Here is a 16,688-nt window from a genome sequence, read left to right on the forward strand (position 1 = left end):
CCGGGGATGGCGTGCGCCATCCCCGTTTTTTTACATCAGCCCTTCCCGGACTAATCCGTCAATCATGACCTGCGGCATTCCGCGGGAACAGTGCTCAATGCGGCCCTGCACGCCATAAACCTGCGCCAGCGTAGTGGGCGTGATCACGCTATCCGGTGCGCCTTCTGCGATTAACTGTCCCGCTTTGAGCATCAGCGCATGCTGCGCGTGACGTAAAGCGATATTGATATCGTGGACCACGACCACCGTCACCATATTGCGCAGCGCCGTCTCACGCCGCACTAAATCCATAACGTGAAACTGGTAGTTTAAATCCAGCGCACTCAGCGGTTCATCCAGCAGTAACAGCGCAGGCCGGCGAATCAACGACTGGGCCAGGCCAACAAGCTGCTTTTGTCCACCCGAGAGCTGATCCAGATACCGCATTGCCAGATGGGCAATGCCCAGTTGATCCAGCAGTTTCATGACATCGGCTTCACTGGCGGGACTGTGCAGGCCCGATGACGCACGCTGCGCGACAATAATGGACTCCAGCACATGCAGATGCACCCCCGCAGGCAACGATTGCGGCAGGTACACAACCTGTCTGGCCCGGCGGGCAAAGGGCTGAGTCATCAGATCTTCGCCGTTTAACCACAGTTCGCCCTGCCCTTTATTCAGCCCGGCCAGCGCACGCAGTAAGGTGGATTTACCGCAGCCGTTCGGTCCCAGCAGGACCGTGATTTCGCCACGCGGTAACGGCTCGACGTGAAGGTTATCAATGACCTGACGTTTAGGATAACCGGTGGTGAAGCCGCGCAGGCGTAATCCCTGTTCCATTACACATGCCCTCGGTGACGCAAAATGATACTCAGGAAAAACGGCACCCCAATGAGCGAGGTCACAATCCCGACCGGGATAATGGCTCCGGGAATCAGGTTTTTGGAAGCCACTGAAGCCAGCGACAGCACAAGGGCACCGGTCAGCGCACTGGCCGGTAGATAGAAGCGATGATCTTCGCCGAACATCATACGGGCGATGTGCGGTGCGACCAGGCCAATAAAACCAATCGGGCCGACAAAGGCGACCGCTAAGGCGGATAGCACACTAATACGCAGCAAAGTCGCCAGGCGCAGACGGCGCACGTCGATACCAAAACTCACGGCCCGGTCTTCCCCCAGGCGCAGTGCGGTCAGTTTCCAGCTACTGAGCAGGGAAAACGGCACCAACAGCACAAAAGCCGCGCTCAGTACGCCCAGTTTTTCCCAGGACGCACGCGCCAGGCTGCCCATGGTCCAGAACACCAGCCCCTGTAACGTATCTTCACTGGCGATAAACTGCATCATCGACACCAGCGCATTAAAGGTAAACACTAGGGCAATACCAAATAACACCACGCCAGATGACGAGACCTGCGTCCAGCGCGTAATGCCGTCCAGCATTAAGGCGGCCAGCAGAGCAAAGATAAACGCATTGGCTGAGATAAACCACTGACCGGAGATCCCCGGAATCCCTACGCCTAAAATAATGGCCAGTGCGGCGCCGAACGCCGCCGCCGAGGAAACGCCCAGCGTAAACGGACTGGCAAGCGGGTTATTAAGGATGGTTTGCATTTCTGCACCGGCAAGGCCCAGTGCAAGGCCGACCACGATGGCCATGAGCGCATAAGGCAGGCGGATATCCCAGACAATGACGCGCGTGCCTGCATCAACGCTCTCGGGTGAGAGCAGCGTGTGCCACAACGTCGATAGCGAAAGTCCGGCCGGGCCGAGCGTAAAGTCCAGAACCAGTGACGCAAGGATCGCCACCAGCAACGCCCCTATCCAGAACAGGCGGCGGCGCAAAACCTGATGATAATTTTTCAGTATGGGCTGATGGCCTGCTTCAGCACCAATCAACGAGGATTCCGTTGTCATGGTTCAATCCAGTAATGGCTCCAAAATTAAAAACGCAGCCACAATAGTGCAGGTGATAATAATTATCAATTCATGGAATGTTAATAGTGATGACGTAACGTAAAAGCGCACGGCGTTTACCGTGCGCTTTTAACCGTTATGAGCGGGGAAATTCCATCTCACTGTATTTCACAATGCGTCCGCCCCGCACCAGCCTGTAACCCAGCCAGATCAGCAGGAACAAGGGCAGGCCAATATAGGTCGCTGCAACGCTGTACCAGTCAATGGTGTCCTGCAGGAAGGCCTGGTAATTCTGACCGAGCGTAATAATCAGACAGAGTACAAAGGCAAAAATGGGCCCCAGTGGGAAGAAGCCTGAGCGGTACGGCAAGTCGCTCAGATCGCGCCCCTGAGCCACATAACCGCGACGGAAACGATAGTGACTGATGGCAATCCCTAACCAGGCGATAAAGCCTGTCATACCGGAGGTATTCAGCAGCCAGAGATAGACTTCCTGATTACCAAATTTTGAGGTTAAAAAGCACAAACCCGCGACGACGGTGGTGGCCCATAACGCATTACGCGGTACGCCGCCTTTTGACAGCCGGGCAAAAATGCGCGGCGCTTTACCTTCACACGCCAGGTTATACAACATGCGCGTTGAGGCATACATCCCGGAGTTACCCGCCGACAGTACCGCCGTTAAAATCACCGCGTTCATGACCGCCGCCGCAGACAGCAGGCCGGCATTCTGGAACACCAGGGTAAACGGACTCACGCTGATATCTTTAATATCATTGTGCAGCAGTTGCGGATCGGTATAGGGCAGAATCAGACTGATAATCAGAATGGCCAGCACATAAAACAGCAGGATGCGCCAGAACACCTGACGCACGGCGCGCGGAATGTTTTTCGCCGGATCTTCAGATTCACCCGCCGCTATGCCGATGAGTTCAGTCCCCTGGAAAGAAAAGCCGACAATCATCGCAACACCGATCATCGCCGCAAAACCTCCGGCAAACGGCGCATCGCCTACCTGCCAGTTATGCCAGCCTGCATTTTCCGCGCCACGCATAATGCCCACAATCATCAACACGCCCACCACGATAAAGATCACGACGGTGGCGACTTTGATCAAGGAGAACCAGTATTCGGTCTCGCCAAAGCCTTTGACTGAAATGTAATTGATCAGGAACATCAGGCTCAGGAACAGTGCGCTCCAGATCCAGCCCGGCGTGTCGGGAAACCAGTAATTCATAACCAGTTGCGATGCCACCAGGTCGACAGCAATGGTGACCGCCCAGTTGTACCAGTAATTCCAGCCCAGGGCGAAACCAAAGCCCTCTTCCACGTATTTGGCACCGTAGGTGGCGAAGGAGCCGGAAACCGGCATAAACGCGGCCAGTTCGCCGAGGCTGGTCATCAGGAAATAGACCATTAAGCCAATTAAGGCATATGAGAGTAATGCCCCGCCGGGGCCAGCTTGAGAGATGGTGGCACCGGATGCCACAAACAGACCTGTACCGATTGATCCGCCAATGGCGATCATGGTGAGATGGCGTGCTTTTAGATCGCGTCGTAACGCAGGTTGTTGTGTTGTATTTGTGTCATTATGCATGTGTAAACATTACGCTGGGTAAAAATAAGGCGCGATTGTAGCAGCAAAGGCCACGCTGTATAGCGAATGCTACGCTGTTATTAGTTACCTTCATGATTGGCGCGAAATTATTAGCGGCGCCGCCTGTTTCCCTGAAATTCAAGGGGTTGAACCGCTGATTAAACCACCATTCATCGGGCGTTTACGTTTCCCGGCAGTACGATAAAAACCGCGACAGGGCCTTTGAGATGTGTTTTTGTCGATGGTGGATGCGATAAAGCGTGCGCGTCAGATTCGGCAAAGGCGTTTTCAGCTCAATCAGCGTCCCGGCGCTCAACTGCTCGGCAATCACCCGACGTGATAAGCAACTGATGCCCATCCCGTGCCGCACGGCATGCTTTATCGCTTCGGAGTTGCCCAGCTCCATGCCCAACTGAAATGTCGGCAAATGGGACAACAGCAGATAATCGACAATCTCGCGCGTACCTGAGCCGCGCTCGCGGAGAATCCAGGTGGCCTCAGCCAGCGAGGTCAGCGTGACGGGCTGCTGCAAAATGGCGGCGTCCGGTGCGGCAAAGACCACCAGTTCATCTTCCAGCCAGGGCTCGCTGACCAGTTCTGTCATATGGCACGGCCCCTCAATTAATCCCACATCGACGCGAAAATCGGAAACGGCTGTGATCACGTCCTGACTGTTTCCCACGCTCAGCTCTAAAGGCAACGTGGGGAAATCACGGCGGTAACCGGCAATCATCCCCGGCAGCAGATAATTCCCGATGGTGCTGCTGGCATAAATACGAATAGCCCCGTTATCTTCTTTAAATAACTGTTCGATTTCTGTGGCCTGTTCGAGCAGGCCAACGGCACGGGGATAAAGTAACCGGCCATGTTCGTTGAGCACTAGCCGCTTTCCTACCCGATCGAAAAGCTGCACACCTAACTGGTTTTCCAGATCAGCCAGGGCGGCACTGACAGCAGACTGGGAGAGCGCCAGCACCTGAGAAGCCTGGGTGGTAGAGCCGCTTTTAAGCACCTCGGTAAACACTTCAATTTGTCGCAGGGTAATATGCATGAAAACTCCGGAATCACTTAGCGCGCGACAAGGTAAACGATCAGGGCGATCCACAGCAGAAAAATCACACCCAGTACACCCAATACTTTTTTACCGCGTGCACGCTGTTGCTGCGCACGCGCGACGCTGCGGGCCCGAACCTCGCGCGGCAGCATTTTCAGCAGTAACATGACACCGGCAGGGATAATGACGGCATCGTCTACTAGTCCCACAACCGGGATAACATCCGGAATCAAATCGATCGGACTTATGCCGTACGCCAGCAACCCGGCGGCCAGGCCTTTACACCACAGCGGTGTTTGAGGATCGCGACAGGCAAAGGCGAGCGTCAGCACATCGCGTTTGATGAGCGTGATTAAGCGTTTCAGTCGTGCAAACAGCATAGTTCCTGCCTTATCACTTATAGCGGTAGATTATAAATATATAATCAATTTCACTTTTAACAAGCCCCGCATGATGATGAGCGCTCAACCAGGAGCGTAATCATGGCAGACATCACCCTTTCAAAAAATCCTTTCGTTCAGCAGTGGCTACCCGGCCTGTTGTTATGCGGCCTGATCGCCAGCGTGACTGCCGCTGTGGCCCAGGTGCCAGGCATCGCTCGTCTGGGTCTGGGCTCATTAACTCTGGCGATTATGCTGGGCATCATCGTCGGTAACAGCGTTTACTCGCCTCTTGCCGGCCAGTGTGACGCGGGCGTGCAGCTGGCAAAACAAAAACTGCTCAGGCTCGGTGTGATTCTGTTTGGCTTTCGCATCACCTTGCAGCAAATCACCGACGTGGGATTAAGCGGCCTGCTGATTGATGTGCTGACCCTGAGCAGTACGTTCTTTGTGACCTGCCTGCTGGGCCGACGTCTGCTGAAGCTTGACCGCGAAACTGTATGGTTAATTGGTGCAGGCAGCAGCATCTGTGGCGCCGCGGCGGTGCTGGCCACGGAACCGGTGGTCAAAGCGGCGCCGTCAAAAGTGGCCGTTGCCGTCGCTACGGTGGTGCTGTTTGGTACCCTGGCGATTTTTATTTATCCCGTTTTGTGGCCACTGGTGCATGACTTTTTTCCCCGTGTCACGCTGACGCAGTTTGGCATTTTTACCGGTTCAACCATTCATGAGGTGGCGCAGGTCGTTGCTGCCGGACACAGCATTGCGCCCGAAACCGAAAGCAGCGCCGTTATCGCGAAAATGCTGCGCGTCATGCTGCTGGCGCCGTTTTTACTGTTGCTGAGCGGCGCCCTGCGACGTGAGCAGGCAGAACAGCAGAGCGCAAAGCCGGTGACGTTTCCATGGTTTGCCCTGATGTTTGTCGTTGTCGCCTTGTTCAACTCGCTGCACTGGCTGCCGGCCGGATGGGTGAATATGTTCAACACGCTGGGAGGAATATTGCTGACCATGGCAATGGCGGCACTGGGTCTGACCACCCGTTTCACTGCCCTGCGTGCAGCGGGCTATAAACCTGTCCTGTTGGGGGCACTGGTCTTTGGCTGGCTGGTGCTGGGCGGCGGCACGATTAACCTGCTGGTTCAGCGTTTTATCGCGTAAGGCACGTTCATGTCTTTATTAAACCGGCCGCATGCAGGCCGGTTAGCCCGTTTGCTCGCGTGTTGAAGGTGTTCATCTCACCCCAACATTGCGAGAAGCGCCGTAAATTACCCCATTGATATTAGATAAGATCCCCCCGTAGCTCTATTGTAGACCGGTGATTTTTACGAGCCGGAACTGATGAAGAGAACGTCCCCAACACCGACACCTCACGACGCGCTGTTCCGACAGTTTCTGACCGAGCCGGACGTGGCGCGGGATTTTATGGCGATCCACCTGCCACAAGCGTTGCGCGCCCTGTGCGATCTGACCACGCTTAAGCTGGAATCGGGTTCCTTTGTCGAGGACGACCTGCGGCAGTACTATAGCGATGTGCTGTACAGCGTGAAAACCGCGTCCGGCGAAGGCTATATCCACGTCCTTATTGAACACCAGTCTGGTCCGGATAAACACATGGCCTTCAGGTTAATGCGCTATGCGGTGGCCGCCATGCATCGCCATCTGCAAGCCGGACATCAAACGCTGCCGTTAGTCATTCCCGTCTTGTTCTACACCGGTAAACGTAGCCCCTATCCCTATTCCCTCTGCTGGCTGGATGGCTTTGCGTTACCGGATCAGGCGGGCAAACTTTACACGGCGGCTTTCCCTTTGGTTGACGTAGCGCGTATCCCTGACGACGAGATCCTGCACCACCGCCGTATGGCCGCCTTAACGTTACTTCAGAAGCACATCCATCAGCGTAATCTGACCGTGATGCTTGACAGGCTGGTGGCTATTCTCACAAATGAATATCTCTCTTCATCACAGGTTATCTCGCTGGTAAACTACATGGTGCAGGCGGGCGAGGTGTCGGATGCGCACGCCTTAATCCATAAGCTGGCACAGCGGGTGCCGCAACACGGAGACGCACTGATGACCATTGCAGAACAGCTGGAACAAAGAGGGATTGAGAAAGGCAGAAAGGAAGAAGCGCTGAAGATTGCCCGGGTCATGTTAACTAACGGCTTTGACCGCCCTACCGTCATCAAAATGACCGGCCTGAGCGAAAAAGATATCGCGCAACTCCGCCACTGACAGGTTTGCCCAACCTTTTTAGTCCCCGCATCATTCTGTTGCAGACGCTTGCCAGCTCGCCATGCTGGCAGCCTGTCCTTTCTGACGCCGCTCTGTTCTGCGGGGCAGCAAATATTATCCTGTCGCGCTGCTGTTTGCCTGCCTAATCCGGGTGTAAAAATTTCCGCCGCGCTGCGTTTTGCCCCAGTGTCATCGTGTATCATGCCGTTCAGACTGAGTTGAACCCTTCAGGAGAACGGCATGAAGTATATTGGCGCGCACGTCAGCGCATCGGGTGGTGTGGATCAGGCAGTGATCCGCGCGCATGAACTGGAAGCCACGGCGTTTGCGCTGTTCACCAAAAATCAGCGCCAGTGGAAAGCCGCCCCGCTCTCGGATGAGACTATTGCTGCCTTTCGCGCTGCCTGCGAGAAATACCACTTTTCATCAGATCAGATTCTGCCTCATGACAGCTATCTGATTAATCTGGGGCATCCGGTTATGGAAGCCCTGCAGAAATCCCGCGATGCCTTCGTGGATGAAATGCAGCGTGCAGAGCAACTGGGCCTGACACTGTTGAATTTTCATCCGGGTAGCCATTTACAGCAGATTGACGAGCTGACCTGTTTAAAACGTATCGCTGAGTCCATCAATATCGCACTGGATCAGACCCGCAACGTCACCGCCGTGATTGAAAACACCGCCGGACAGGGCAGTAATCTGGGCTTTCGCTTTGAGCATCTCGCGACCATTATCGAACACGTTGAAGATAAATCTCGCGTAGGTGTTTGTATTGATACCTGCCATGCTTTCGCCGGCGGATATGACCTGTGCAGCGAAGCCGCCTGTACTGAAACCTTTGCCGAGTTTGATCGCATAGTCGGATTTAATTATCTGCGTGGCATGCACCTGAATGATGCCAAAAGTACGCTGGGCAGCCGGGTTGACCGTCACCACAGCCTGGGAGAAGGCAATATCGGTAAAACCGTATTTAGCTGGATAATGAAGGATTCGCGCTTCGATGGTATTCCACTGATTCTGGAGACCATCAATCCGGATATCTGGAAAGATGAAATAGCCTGGCTCAAATCAGAGCAACGTTAAAAAAAGGAGCCTGGCGGCTCCTTTTTCCTTTTAAGATCAGGCTTTCGCCAGTTCTTCTTCCGGGCGTTTCAGCACCGCATACCCTAATCCGGCAATGGCTGTGCCGATAACAATCGACAGCAGGTAACCCAGTACCGGGGTAATTGCACCTGGAATCAACAGCACGAACAGGCCGCCGTGCGGTGCCATCAGTTTGGCACCAATCGCCATAGAAGTGGCACCGGTCACCGCACCGCCGACGATACAGCATGGCAGGACGCGCATGGGGTCACGAGCGGCAAACGGAATCGCACCTTCTGAGATAAAGCACAGGCCCAGAACCAGCGCGGCTTTACCTCCTTCCTGCTGACCTTTATTGAATTTACGACGGGCAACTAGCGTCGCCAGCCCCATTGCCAGCGGTGGCACCATACCCGCAGCCATAATGGCGGCCATCGGTGCATAGGTTTGTGAACTCAGCAGACCGACACCGAAAGCGTAGGCAACTTTGTTAACAGGACCACCCATGTCGGTACACATCATACCGCCGAGGATAGCACCCAGCAGGATAGCGTTAGCCGTTCCCATGTGAGCCAGCCAGCTGGTCAAACCGCTCATGATGCCCGCGACGGGTTTACCGACCACATAAATCATCAGCAAGCCGGTGATCAGGCTGGCAAACAGCGGAATGATCAGGATAGGTTTTAACGCTTCCATACTTTGTGGCAGCTTCACTTTGCCGCTAATGAGTTTGGCTGCATACCCCGCAATAAAGCCCGCGATGATGCCGCCAAGGAAGCCCGCGTTGATGCTGGTGGCGATCATCCCGCCAATCAGGCCCGGCGTCAGGCCCGGACGGTCCGCGATAGAGAACGCGATAAAACCCGCCAGTACCGGCACCATCAGGGCAAACGCGCTGCCGCCACCGATTTGCATCAGCGCAGCCGCCAGCGTACCCGGCTCTTTAAACGCCGTAATACCAAACGCAAACGACAGCGCGATACTCAGACCACCAGCCACCACCATCGGCAGCATGTAAGACACGCCTGTTAACAGATGACGGTAAGCGCCTGCACCGCCCTCTTTTTTCTCTTCCTGATTGCTGTTTTGCGCGCCGGACGGTTTAAACGGCTTCGCTTCAGCAACGGCTTTATCCAGTTCCTGAGCGGTCTTCTTCAGCGCCAGGCCGGTTGAGGTACGGTACATCGGCTTACCCGCAAACTTCGCCAGGTCCACTTCGATATCCGCCGCCACGATCACCAGATCGGCCGCCGCCACTTCTTCTGGCGTAATCGCGTTACCTGCACCAACAGAGCCACGGGTTTCTACTTTTACCCACCAGCCGCGTTTGGTCGCTTCAGCCTGAATAGCTTCAGCCGCCATAAACGTATGTGCTACGCCCGTTGGACAGGCCGTTACGGCAACCACGCGTTTTGGTCCGTTAGCTGACGCTGTTGCAGGGGTTGCAGCCGGAGCGGCTGCGCGGGCCTGCCAGGGTTTCGCTTCGGCTTTCGCACGGTTCAGGAACTGTTCTGGCTCACTGACCGCCTGTTGAACATCGCCCAGCCAGACGGATTTTCCGTTCAGCGCAGCATCGTCAGGCACATGTTGACCGGTGACAATTACCAGTTCGGCTTCCGCCGGGTTTTCTGTTAGCGTCAAACCCGCCTGCGCAGCCGCAGCAGCCAGACGTTGTTTTGCCATGTAGGCAGAGGCCAGTCCTGTTGAAGGATCTTTTATCAGCAGCGTTTTCACTATCGCTCTCCTGCTGTTAGTTAACGGGTTGTAAGTCGACGCGCGCCATCATTGCGGCCAACTGGGTACGATCGGTAACGCCAACGTTGCTCTGGCTCACGGCCATCGCGGCTACCGCAGTAGCCAGACGTAACGTATGTTCACTGGATTCACGCATTAACAGGCCATAAATCAGGCCACCTACCATGGAGTCGCCTGCCCCAACGGTGCTGACAACCTCGCACACCGGCGGTTTAGCAATCCATTCACCTGAGGCATTGACCCAAAGTGCGCCTTCTGCACCCAGAGAAATCACCACATGTGCAATGCCCTGCTCACGCAACTCGTGCGCTGCGTTAATCACATCCTGCAACGTAGGGAGTTTACGTCCCGCCCAGATTTCCAGCTCGCGACGGTTGGGTTTGACCAGCCATGGTGCGGCCTTCAGGCCTGCGACCAGCGCTTCACGGCTGCTGTCGAAGATAATGCAAGGGCAATGGGTGCGCAGTTCAGTCATCCAGCGGGTAAAGGCGTCAGGATCGACACCTTCCGGCAGGCTGCCGCTAACGCAAACCATGTCGAACTGACCCAGCCAGGTTAATGAATCGCTGGTAAAACGATCCCAGTCCTGCGCGGTCACCCTGAAGCCGGAAAAGTTGAGATCGGTGACGTCCCCGTTTTGCTCGGTGAGCTTGACGTTGATGCGGGTACGGCCATTGACCACCTGAAAGCGGTTAGCAATCCCCAGTTCACTGAACAGCTGTTGGAAACCATCCTGGTTATCTTTCCCCAGAAAGCCCCCTACGGTGACATCAATCCCCAGATCTTTCAGCACTTTGGCAACATTGATGCCTTTACCGGCAGCATGCAATCCGGTGGTCTTCACCAGGTTCACTTCACCGCGCTCAATTTCAGGCGTATAGCCGACCAGGTCGTACGCAGGATTCAACGTGATAGTTGCCACACGTCTGGTCATGCTGCCCCCTCACCTAATCCGCTGTTGATTGCTTCTTCGATGGCGTCTAATGCCTGCTGTGCATCATCACCACTGGCAGTGAAACGCAGGCGATGGCCTTTTTTCACGCCCAGCGCGACCACTTTCATCAGGCTGCGTCCGTTCGCCGGTTTGCCGCTGCCGTCGAGGTTCGTAATCGTGATCTCACTGTTAAACTGCTTGATAACGCTCACCAGTGCCGTACCCGGACGCGCATGTAAGCCATGCTCGTTGCGGATCGTGAATTCTGCAGTCAGTTGGTCCGCCTGCTCGTCGACTTCGCTGGTCAGCAGAGCATAAACACCTGCCGCATCCGCTTTTAATAAACGATCGGCCTTATTACTCTGCAGCAGAGCGCTGAGGTAGCCCAGCACGTCCAGAGGACGCTCATCAACGGCTGCCACGCTTATCAGCATGTTGACCGGTTCGCCCTGGTGCTCAAACGCGCTCGCTGCGCGGCTGACGGCTACGCCGCTTTGCAGATTGCCTTTACCGCTGTCACTGAGCCAGATGCCCTGTCCCAGACTCAGAGGATGGCGGGACACCACATCCGCGACATAGCTGGCATCAACCACGCCCGCCGCCTGTAAACGCCCGGCATTTAAGGCCTGCAACGTCATCAAATCACGTGCATTGACGTCGAGGGTAATCAGGGAGGTGTCAAAGCTGAACGCCGCGGGCTGCTTCTCACCCATCAGCAGCGCACGCAGATCTTCCGCTGAGGCCGTTTTAAGCTGTTCGGCAACAGAGTCATCACTCAGCACATGCGTAAGCTGACGTAACAAGGCCAGGTGTTCATCGGATTTGGCCGCAATACCAATCGCGACATAGGCGGTCTGATCGTCGCCCCAGGCAATGCCCTGCGGAAACTGAAAGACCTGCACGCCGGTTTTCAGCACCAGATCGCGTGTGTCGGTGGTGCCGTGAGGAATGGCAATACCATTACCCAAAAAGGTAGAGGTCTGCTGCTCACGTGCCAGCATACCGTTGACATAACCTTCCGCCACGTTACCTGCAGCAGTAAGTGCCGCCGCAACCTGACGAATCGCATCTTCTTTATTTTGGGCGCTGGCTCCGGTATGGATGGCCTGCAATTCGAGCTGGAACATAATTCTCCTCGCTTGCTGATTGAATCGTTTCAGCTTACTGGTGTCGAATCTTGCTGTTCGTGCCAGTAAAGGCCGCTACAGCAACGCTGAAACGTTTCAAGAATTGTGCTGAACATGCGTGTCACTGGCAAGAAAATGCGTCAACGACGTAGCAGATCTTTGACGTTACGCACAATTCAGTGAGATCAGAGGATAATCTTAAAAAGCGTGCTGAAGTCTGGGTGACATGAGGTCGATTAACAGGAGGGGAATTTCAGCAACGTCAGCTCCTTGCCATTAATCGCATGCCTAGGCTCTGCTTCAGCGTCAGCAAACACTTTCACAAAGATACGAACAAATTCAGGACGCCATGCAGGCAGGGAGCGATTAACATGCACCAGAGGATAAATTATGCCGTCGACAATACAGCCAGAAATGCGGCGTTTTTAAACAGTGATGATGTCTCAAAAGACAACAAACGCAGCGAAGACGGGAACCTGCACCGGGGAAATCAGGGGGCGGTACTTTGCTCAAGGTGAATCAGATAATCCATCGCATAATGACGGTTACTACCGCACATCTCAACCGATGGCTGTAGTCCGGCGCACACTTTCGGACGCAGAGGCGATCCAAAAATTTTACAGAGGTTATTATCCGCAAGCTGAACGCACCGGGTATTAGCGGGTTTGCCCTGTGGCATTCCCGGAATGGGCGAGGAAATGCTCGGGGCAATACAACATGCGCCACAGTCTGTACGACATTCCATCTTTTACCTCCTCGAACCGCTAAAGCGCGCACGATAACAGAACGTGCCTTACCCTGACATCACCTTTACAGAGAAACAGGCCAGGCGCCGATCGCCGGTCATGCTGTGATGTCGCCTTTGCAACGCCAATGACGTCATGATCCATGATGTATACTGAGGTGGCTTTATCCTGTTAGTCGCCATCAGGCACAAAATTTTTCGCGCTGTCTTGCCTGTTCACGTCCGCGCGAGTAACGTTGCGCGCACAATCACTTTGACAGCGAGAACCGCAATGCCAAAAGCGAACGAAATCAAAAAAGGAATGGCCGTCACCCATAACGGCAAACTGCTGCTGGTGAAAGACATTGATGTCCAGAGCCCAAGCGCCCGGGGCGCGGCAACGCTGTATAAAATGCGCTTTACCGATGTGCGCACCGGCATGAAAGTAGAAGAACGCTTCAAAGGCGATGAAATTATTGATGCCATTTCGCTGAGCCGCCGCAGCGTCACCTTCTCTTATATTGATGGTGATGAATACGTCTTCATGGACGATGAAGATTACACGCCTTACGCCTTCAAAAAAGAGCAAATAGAAGAAGAACTGCTGTTTATCCCTGAAGGGGGCATTCCCGGTATCCAGGTGCTCACCATGGACGGACAGGTGCTGGCGCTTGAACTGCCTCAGACGGTTGACATGGAAATTGTGGACACCTCGCCCGGAATTAAAGGCGCGTCGGCCAGCGCACGCACAAAGCCTGCCGGGATGAGTACAGGCCTGGTCGTGCAGGTGCCCGAATATCTCAGTAACGGTGAGCGCATTCGCATCCATGTGGCAGAGCGCCGCTATATGGGACGCGCCGACTGATCCAGTCTGGCGCGTGCGGCAGGCGAATATTGTTATACTATAACAATATTCGCATAATGCTTTGCAGGAGCCTCAGGCATGACACGTGTTAACCTCCTTACCGGATTTTTAGGCAGTGGAAAGACCACTACGCTGCTTCACCTGTTAGCGCATAAGCCCGCCGGGGAAAACTGGGCTGTACTGGTCAATGAATTCGGTGAGATTGGTATTGATGGCGCATTACTTGCCAACCGCGGCGCCACGCTGAAAGAGATTCCCGGCGGCTGTATGTGTTGCGTTAACGGACTGCCCATGCAAATTGGGTTGAACAGGCTGTTAAAGCAGACTAAACCCGACCGTTTATTAATCGAACCCACTGGACTCGGCCATCCCCGCCAGCTCCTGACCATGCTGACCTCGCCTGCCTATGAGCCCTGGCTCACGCTTCAGGCGACGCTGACGCTGCTGGATGCGCGCCAGCTTGCCGACCCACGTATCCTCAATAATGAAAACTTTCGCGATCAACTCCTCGCCGCCGACATCATCATTGGCAATAAACGCGATCGCTGGAGTGACCATGATAAGCAGCGCCTGGCACAATGGCGGACAGCGCATCAGGCCGATCGGCCGTTTGTGGCTACGGAATTTGGCCGTATCCCTCCAGCCTTACTGGACAAACCGCGAGGCGCGCCGCGCGACATTCCGCATCCTGCACATCACTCTCATTCAACGCCCCCGGGCAGTGGTATTGCGGCAATGCGTCTTGACGGGCAGAGCGCGTGGCGTCGGGCGCTCAATCAGGGCCAGGGTTATGTCGCCTGCGGCTGGCTTTTTGACAATGAAACGGTGTTTGACGCTCAGCCCCTGCTTGAATGGGCGCGGCTTGCCCCTGTAGATCGGGTCAAAGGCTTCCTGCGAATAAAGGAAGGCTCAGTCAGTATCAATCGTCAGGGGGAGGATTTTCATTATGAATTGCTGGACACAACGCCGCCAGACAGCCGTGTTGAGATGATTCATTCCGCACCTGCCGACTGGAATAGTTTACAATCCGCCTTGTTGAAGATTCGTTTAAGCTGACATGGTTATGGTCGGCGGTTATTTTTTTACTGGGGCAGATTTATGCACGCAACACGTCTTGTCACCATCCTCCTGCTTAATGCACTGGGGATGATGCTGTTTTTTTCTTGGTACTTACCGCCTCATCACGGGTTTTGGTTTGAAATTGATAAAGGGATTTTTTTCGCCTTCAATAATGAGATGGTTGCTCACCCGGCGTTTGCCCTGCTGGTTGCCATCACTAATTTTCGCGGCTTTGATGCCGTGTCATTGCTGGCAATGGGCTTGCTCTATCTGTGGCTGTGGTACCGCGAAACGCCCACCGGTCGACGTCGTATGCTGGCCATTGGCATTACCATGCTTGTGACTGCGGTCGTTCTGAATCAGGCCGGCCATCTGTTGCCGGTCAAACACGCCAGCCCGACGCTGTTTTTTGACGGCGTGCATCGTGTCAGTGAGCTGACCGGCATTCCCGCTAAAGATGCGTCAAAGGACAGTTTTCCCGGCGATCATGGCATGATGCTGATGATCTTTGCGGCATTTATGTGGCGTTATTTTGGCTTTCGCCCGTTTTTAGTCGGCGTGGTTATTGTCGTTTTATTCGCTTTGCCGCGCGTGATGGCTGGCGCGCACTGGTTTACGGATATTACGGTGGGTTCGCTTTCTGTTGTTCTGGTGGGATTGAGCTGGTGGTTATTAACACCGGCAAGTGATTATCTGGTTAATTGGTTTTATCACAAATTACCGGGCAAAAATAAACCCCAAGGGTAATTAATTAGCGAGGGCGGGTTAATGATTAAATTTTAAACCGCCCTTACTTATAAAAAACTTAAAGTAACAATTAGCACGCTAACAAAAAATCACGCTGAAGCCGATGATATTACAGGATTTATCCTGTCTGATGAAAGCCAGCCGCGCCGCCGCCCTCCCCGCAACCCGCACTATGCCTGGAATTAGCGTCTGTTTTCCCCTTTCATCCTGTTATTACACTTGCATTCCTGTTGATAAAGTGAACAAGTCATTTAAGTTTGATAAGTATCAAAAAAACCTATCAGAATTTGATTAAAAGCACTCGCCACGGCCTCGGGAATCGGTTAATCTCGGTCGCAGTGAGAAAGAAGTCGCGGTATTAAGCATTCTTTAACAGATAAATTGTGGTGATTTACACATTTTTATAATTAAAGCGTTGTCTTGTTCTGGCTGGCTTATTAATCTCATTCCGTTTTGTCATCTGGCTGGCGACAATCTTGTCGTAAGGACTTCGAAGGAAAACCCGAATAATGGTCAAGTCTCAACCAATACTGAGATATATCTGGCGGATAGCGCCCGCTCTGGCGCTGGCAACACTCCTCTCAGCTTGTAGCAGTACCCATAACGCAAAAATCGAGAATCATGAAGTTAACAACCAGAATGGTTTTTTACTTCAAGCGTCTCAGGATGAGTTCGAAGAGATGGTGCGTAATGTCGATGTTAAGACACGCATCATGGATCAATACGCGAGCTGGAAAGGTGTACGTTACCGTCTTGGCGGTGATACTAAACGCGGCATTGATTGTTCCGCTTTCGTACAGCGTACTTTTCGTGAACAATTTGGATTAGATCTTCCTCGTTCGACCTCCGAACAGCAGGGAACAGGGAAAGAAATCGCACGCAGCAGACTGCGCCCGGGTGACTTAGTCCTCTTCCGTGCAGGTTCCACCGGCCGTCATGTTGGTATCTATCTTGGCAACGACAACTTTGTTCATGCCTCGACCAGCAACGGCGTGATGATCTCCAGCCTTAATGAAGATTACTGGAAAAAACGTTATCGCGAAGCACGTCGGGTATTAAGTCGCAATCCGAGCTAGTGTAGAACGAACGTCCTCTCAGCCAGAGAAAAAAGAACGCTGCCTATGCAGCGTTTTTTTTTCTGAATCCAGCGAATCAACGTAAAAAAATACTTGTTTATCAAAATAATAACGAGACATTACTAACTGACTCGTTATATTCTCAAACGCGAAAATGTGTGCG

The 16,688-nt window shown here is 53.9% G+C and carries 16 protein-coding genes; 7 read left to right on the top strand and 9 right to left on the bottom strand.

The features are described from left to right. Positions 1 to 30: 30 nt before the first annotated feature. The 5 genes from G5574_RS05920 to G5574_RS05940 form a co-directional block, all read right to left on the bottom strand. Positions 31 to 819, bottom strand: coding sequence for an ABC transporter ATP-binding protein (locus G5574_RS05920; RefSeq protein ID WP_033740562.1), 789 nt, complete (start codon positions 817 to 819; stop codon positions 31 to 33). Further along, positions 819 to 1,895 (bottom strand): FecCD family ABC transporter permease, encoded by a 1,077-nt coding sequence (locus G5574_RS05925; RefSeq protein ID WP_054633448.1) that lies wholly within the window; start codon positions 1,893 to 1,895, stop codon positions 819 to 821. Before G5574_RS05925 ends, G5574_RS05920 begins: the two co-directional genes overlap by 1 nt. A 136-nt stretch (positions 1,896 to 2,031) precedes the next feature. After that, positions 2,032 to 3,492 carry an amino acid permease gene (locus G5574_RS05930; protein ID WP_033740564.1) on the bottom strand — a complete coding sequence of 487 codons (1,461 nt, stop codon included), beginning with the start codon at positions 3,490 to 3,492 and terminating at the stop codon, positions 2,032 to 2,034. A 181-nt stretch (positions 3,493 to 3,673) separates the two neighbouring features. Continuing rightward, positions 3,674 to 4,543 carry a DNA-binding transcriptional regulator YeiE gene (yieE, locus tag G5574_RS05935; RefSeq protein ID WP_033740566.1) on the bottom strand — a complete coding sequence of 290 codons (870 nt, stop codon included), beginning with the start codon at positions 4,541 to 4,543 and terminating at the stop codon, positions 3,674 to 3,676. 17 nt (positions 4,544 to 4,560) lie between these two features. Continuing rightward, the gene (locus tag G5574_RS05940) at positions 4,561 to 4,926 is read right to left on the bottom strand and encodes a YkvA family protein (protein ID WP_006119946.1); all 366 of its coding nucleotides are present in this window, start codon (positions 4,924 to 4,926) and stop codon (positions 4,561 to 4,563) included. A 102-nt stretch (positions 4,927 to 5,028) separates the two neighbouring features. Between G5574_RS05940 and G5574_RS05945 the strand changes: the two genes are divergently transcribed. The 3 genes from G5574_RS05945 to nfo all read left to right on the top strand — a co-directional run bounded on the left by G5574_RS05945 (position 5,029) and on the right by nfo (position 8,238). Beyond that, the gene (locus tag G5574_RS05945; RefSeq protein ID WP_039338166.1) at positions 5,029 to 6,081 is read left to right on the top strand and encodes a YeiH family protein; all 1,053 of its coding nucleotides are present in this window, start codon (positions 5,029 to 5,031) and stop codon (positions 6,079 to 6,081) included. Positions 6,082 to 6,261: 180 nt separating this feature from the next. Continuing rightward, positions 6,262 to 7,155: an Rpn family recombination-promoting nuclease/putative transposase gene (locus tag G5574_RS05950; protein WP_164482245.1), complete on the top strand. Its 894-nt coding sequence runs from the start codon at positions 6,262 to 6,264 to the stop codon at positions 7,153 to 7,155. Between the two features lie 240 nt (positions 7,156 to 7,395). Continuing rightward, positions 7,396 to 8,238, top strand: coding sequence for a deoxyribonuclease IV (gene nfo / locus G5574_RS05955; RefSeq protein ID WP_033740573.1), 843 nt, complete (start codon positions 7,396 to 7,398; stop codon positions 8,236 to 8,238). A 36-nt stretch (positions 8,239 to 8,274) separates the two neighbouring features. Here nfo and fruA read toward each other — a convergent pair whose 3' ends face one another. From fruA to G5574_RS05975, 4 genes are all read right to left on the bottom strand, one after another. Next, positions 8,275 to 9,972, bottom strand: coding sequence for a PTS fructose transporter subunit IIBC (gene fruA / locus G5574_RS05960; protein WP_006119954.1), 1,698 nt, complete (start codon positions 9,970 to 9,972; stop codon positions 8,275 to 8,277). A gap of 16 nt (positions 9,973 to 9,988) precedes the next feature. Next, complete coding sequence (fruK, locus tag G5574_RS05965; protein WP_006119955.1) at positions 9,989 to 10,927, bottom strand: 1-phosphofructokinase; 939 nt, start codon at positions 10,925 to 10,927, stop codon at positions 9,989 to 9,991. After that, complete coding sequence (gene fruB / locus G5574_RS05970) at positions 10,924 to 12,054, bottom strand: fused PTS fructose transporter subunit IIA/HPr protein (RefSeq protein ID WP_006119956.1); 1,131 nt, start codon at positions 12,052 to 12,054, stop codon at positions 10,924 to 10,926. The genes fruK and fruB overlap by 4 nt, the downstream gene beginning before the upstream one ends. A 490-nt stretch (positions 12,055 to 12,544) precedes the next feature. Beyond that, a complete protein-coding gene (locus G5574_RS05975; protein WP_006119957.1) occupies positions 12,545 to 12,799 on the bottom strand; it encodes a YkgJ family cysteine cluster protein in 255 nt (84 codons plus the stop codon). 271 nt (positions 12,800 to 13,070) lie between these two features. Between G5574_RS05975 and yeiP the strand changes: the two genes are divergently transcribed. The 4 genes from yeiP to mepS all read left to right on the top strand — a co-directional run bounded on the left by yeiP (position 13,071) and on the right by mepS (position 16,525). Further along, positions 13,071 to 13,643, top strand: coding sequence for an elongation factor P-like protein YeiP (gene yeiP, locus G5574_RS05980; protein WP_006119958.1), 573 nt, complete (start codon positions 13,071 to 13,073; stop codon positions 13,641 to 13,643). A gap of 78 nt (positions 13,644 to 13,721) precedes the next feature. Beyond that, on the top strand, positions 13,722 to 14,699 hold the full coding sequence (locus tag G5574_RS05985; RefSeq protein ID WP_164482246.1) for a CobW family GTP-binding protein: 978 nt from the start codon (positions 13,722 to 13,724) through the stop codon (positions 14,697 to 14,699). 42 nt (positions 14,700 to 14,741) lie between these two features. Beyond that, on the top strand, positions 14,742 to 15,449 hold the full coding sequence (locus G5574_RS05990; protein ID WP_006119960.1) for a phosphatase PAP2 family protein: 708 nt from the start codon (positions 14,742 to 14,744) through the stop codon (positions 15,447 to 15,449). A 509-nt stretch (positions 15,450 to 15,958) separates the two neighbouring features. Next, positions 15,959 to 16,525 (top strand): bifunctional murein DD-endopeptidase/murein LD-carboxypeptidase, encoded by a 567-nt coding sequence (gene mepS / locus G5574_RS05995; protein ID WP_006119961.1) that lies wholly within the window; start codon positions 15,959 to 15,961, stop codon positions 16,523 to 16,525. The last annotated feature ends 163 nt before the right edge of the window (positions 16,526 to 16,688 follow it).

The organism is Pantoea stewartii (assembly GCF_011044475.1).
In the GTDB taxonomy this organism is placed as follows: Bacteria; Pseudomonadota; Gammaproteobacteria; order Enterobacterales; family Enterobacteriaceae; genus Pantoea; species Pantoea stewartii.

What these genes read in the sequence shown, in the direction of transcription:
- G5574_RS05920 (WP_033740562.1), bottom strand. Translation starts at nt 819, where the DNA reads ATGGAACAGGGATTACGCCTGCGCGGCTTCACCACCGGTTATCCTAAA.
- G5574_RS05925 (WP_054633448.1), bottom strand. Translation starts at nt 1,895, where the DNA reads ATGACAACGGAATCCTCGTTGATTGGTGCTGAAGCAGGCCATCAGCCC.
- G5574_RS05930 (WP_033740564.1), bottom strand. Translation starts at nt 3,492, where the DNA reads ATGCATAATGACACAAATACAACACAACAACCTGCGTTACGACGCGAT.
- yieE (WP_033740566.1), bottom strand. Translation starts at nt 4,543, where the DNA reads ATGCATATTACCCTGCGACAAATTGAAGTGTTTACCGAGGTGCTTAAA.
- G5574_RS05940 (WP_006119946.1), bottom strand. Translation starts at nt 4,926, where the DNA reads ATGCTGTTTGCACGACTGAAACGCTTAATCACGCTCATCAAACGCGAT.
- G5574_RS05945 (WP_039338166.1), top strand. Translation starts at nt 5,029, where the DNA reads ATGGCAGACATCACCCTTTCAAAAAATCCTTTCGTTCAGCAGTGGCTA.
- G5574_RS05950 (WP_164482245.1), top strand. Translation starts at nt 6,262, where the DNA reads ATGAAGAGAACGTCCCCAACACCGACACCTCACGACGCGCTGTTCCGA.
- nfo (WP_033740573.1), top strand. Translation starts at nt 7,396, where the DNA reads ATGAAGTATATTGGCGCGCACGTCAGCGCATCGGGTGGTGTGGATCAG.
- fruK (WP_006119955.1), bottom strand. Translation starts at nt 10,927, where the DNA reads ATGACCAGACGTGTGGCAACTATCACGTTGAATCCTGCGTACGACCTG.
- fruB (WP_006119956.1), bottom strand. Translation starts at nt 12,054, where the DNA reads ATGTTCCAGCTCGAATTGCAGGCCATCCATACCGGAGCCAGCGCCCAA.
- G5574_RS05975 (WP_006119957.1), bottom strand. Translation starts at nt 12,799, where the DNA reads ATGGAATGTCGTACAGACTGTGGCGCATGTTGTATTGCCCCGAGCATT.
- yeiP (WP_006119958.1), top strand. Translation starts at nt 13,071, where the DNA reads ATGCCAAAAGCGAACGAAATCAAAAAAGGAATGGCCGTCACCCATAAC.
- G5574_RS05985 (WP_164482246.1), top strand. Translation starts at nt 13,722, where the DNA reads ATGACACGTGTTAACCTCCTTACCGGATTTTTAGGCAGTGGAAAGACC.
- G5574_RS05990 (WP_006119960.1), top strand. Translation starts at nt 14,742, where the DNA reads ATGCACGCAACACGTCTTGTCACCATCCTCCTGCTTAATGCACTGGGG.
- mepS (WP_006119961.1), top strand. Translation starts at nt 15,959, where the DNA reads ATGGTCAAGTCTCAACCAATACTGAGATATATCTGGCGGATAGCGCCC.